Genomic DNA, 1,888 nt, shown 5'->3' with positions numbered 1-1,888 from the left:
GTGACCGGCGGCGCGTTCACCGCGGCCACCGGGGTGACGAGCGAGCGGATCGCGACCGCTGCCGGCCAGACCGTGGAGCGCTACCTGCGGGTGGTGACGACGGGGACGTTCTCCAACGCGGTCTTCGCCGTTTCCGTGGTCCGCAACTCGACGGCGGTGACATTCTGATGGGCCGTCCCATGAACCGAGCCGACCGGCTGATCCTCGCCCCGGGGGCGTACCAGACGTACAGCATCACTCAGCCCCGGGACACCCTCATCGCAGCCGCGTGCGAGCAAGTCGGCTGCCCGGCATGGCGGTACGGGTGGGAGTCGGCCATCGACGAGTCCACCCCGCTCGGACAGCAGCAGGCCCGGTACATCCGCACCGAGTCGCGCCGTACGTACCGCGAGCAGAAGACGGCGGCTGGCCTGACGGTCTTCCGTTTCGAGTCCGGTCAACGGTGCTTCGCCGAGCACAAGACACGCCCCGAGCTGTACGCGGTCCGGGACGGGGACTGGCGCGGCAACCCCACCGGACGAACCCGCCGGCACCAGCGTGCCGCGGACTGGGTCGAAGACTTCGGCGAGCACCAGATACGGCTCATCGAAAATCAGCAAAAAGGGCGAGGAGGTCGAAGTGCCCAGAGATTCCAATAGAATTGGACCATGCTATTCATCGGCGCGGACTCGCGCGAATGTGGCACGTGTCGCGAAGTCAAGCCCTTCGCACGATTCTCTCCCCGCGGTCAACGCAAGGGAATCACTCTCTACAAGAGCAATTGCAAGGACTGTGCCGCAACTCGCGCCCGCGACTGGTATGCCCGCAACACAGATCAGGGCCTCACGAACCGGCGTCGGCTTCAACTCAAGCAGAACTACGGCATCACGCCCGAGGAGTACGAACAACTCCTGGAGCAGCAAGGCGGAGTGTGCGCCATCTGCCAGCAGCCAGAACGCACCATCGATCCGCGCTCCAAGAGGCCGTACGTCCGCTTGCCTGTGGACCACTGCCACGACACGGGCCGCGTTAGGGGGCTGCTTTGCCACCGCTGTAACCGGGCCATTGGGCTCCTGGGAGATGACATCGACTTGCTGGTAGCAGCAATCGATTACCTGAAGAAGGGGAGTGATTCCAATTAGCAAGGAATCAGGGCTCGGCTGGACGACCTGCTCGGTCGACGACAGCGGCGGCACCGCCCGGGCGATCAAGAACGACATCACGAACCTGGAGTTCGCCACCCCGCGGGCGGTGCAGGACGTCACGGGCATCGACAAGAGCGCCATGGAACGGCTCCTGCTCCTGGCGGACTTCAGCGTGACCCTCAACGGCGTCTTCAATGACGCCGCGAACCAGTCGCACGACGTGTTCAAGACCGTGCCCTCCACGTCGGTGGCGCGCACCGTCACGCTCACCGTGTCCGGGCAGACGCTCACCAATGAGTGCCTCTTCACGGACTACCCGCTGACCAGGGCCGACGATGGCGCGCTCACGTTCGCGGTGCCCGGTGTCCTGTCCGACGGCACCGTGCCGACGTGGGCGTAAGGGGGCGGCATGGGGTTTGTGAAGAAGCCGAAGCGGATTGTGCTGCGCTTCGAGGGTGATCCCGAGCTCGACGGGCTGGAGGTCACGCTGCGCGGCCTGACCGTCGCCGAGTACCTGGAGGTGATGGGGCTCGGCGAGGTGGAGGCGGCTTCCGTGCCGGACATGATCCGGCGATTCGCGCGGGCGCTGATCTCCTGGAACCTGGAAACCGAGGACGGCGCCCCGGTGCCGATCACGGAAGACGAAGTCTTCGGCCTCGACCAGGACTTCGTCATGCGCCTGGCCTCCGCCTGGATCGATGCTCTGGCGGGGGTGTCGGCCCCTTTGGGGCAGAGCTCGCCCGATGGCGGGCCGTCCCCGGTGG

At 66.0% G+C, this 1,888-nt stretch carries 4 protein-coding genes; all 4 read left to right on the top strand.

Annotated elements, in window-relative coordinates:
- The first annotated feature begins 179 nt into the window (after window positions 1-179).
- Window positions 180-638: a hypothetical protein gene (locus I5Q34_RS34110; RefSeq protein ID WP_199896380.1), complete on the top strand. Its 459-nt coding sequence runs from the start codon at window positions 180-182 to the stop codon at window positions 636-638.
- 9 nt (window positions 639-647) lie between these two features.
- Entirely contained in the window at window positions 648-1,121 is a 474-nt protein-coding gene (locus tag I5Q34_RS34105; protein WP_199896379.1) for an endonuclease VII domain-containing protein, read from the top strand.
- Window positions 1,108-1,524: a hypothetical protein gene (locus I5Q34_RS35395; protein ID WP_234429952.1), complete on the top strand. Its 417-nt coding sequence runs from the start codon at window positions 1,108-1,110 to the stop codon at window positions 1,522-1,524. Before I5Q34_RS34105 ends, I5Q34_RS35395 begins: the two co-directional genes overlap by 14 nt.
- Before the next feature lie 18 nt (window positions 1,525-1,542).
- The coding region (locus tag I5Q34_RS34095; protein WP_199896378.1) for a hypothetical protein at window positions 1,543-1,888 on the top strand (346 nt) is incomplete at its 3' end.

It is taken from the genome of Streptomyces sp. AV19 (assembly GCF_015999245.1).
In the GTDB taxonomy this organism is placed as follows: Bacteria; Actinomycetota; Actinomycetes; order Streptomycetales; family Streptomycetaceae; genus Streptomyces.
The sequence above is the reverse complement of the archived record's forward strand: the minus strand, read 5'-3'. Positions and strand labels throughout refer to the sequence as shown.

Excerpts from the sequence above, each read along its gene's own strand:
- I5Q34_RS34105 (WP_199896379.1), top strand. The coding sequence starts at position 648 with ATGCTATTCATCGGCGCGGACTCGCGCGAATGTGGCACGTGTCGCGAA.
- I5Q34_RS34110 (WP_199896380.1), top strand. The coding sequence starts at position 180 with ATGAACCGAGCCGACCGGCTGATCCTCGCCCCGGGGGCGTACCAGACG.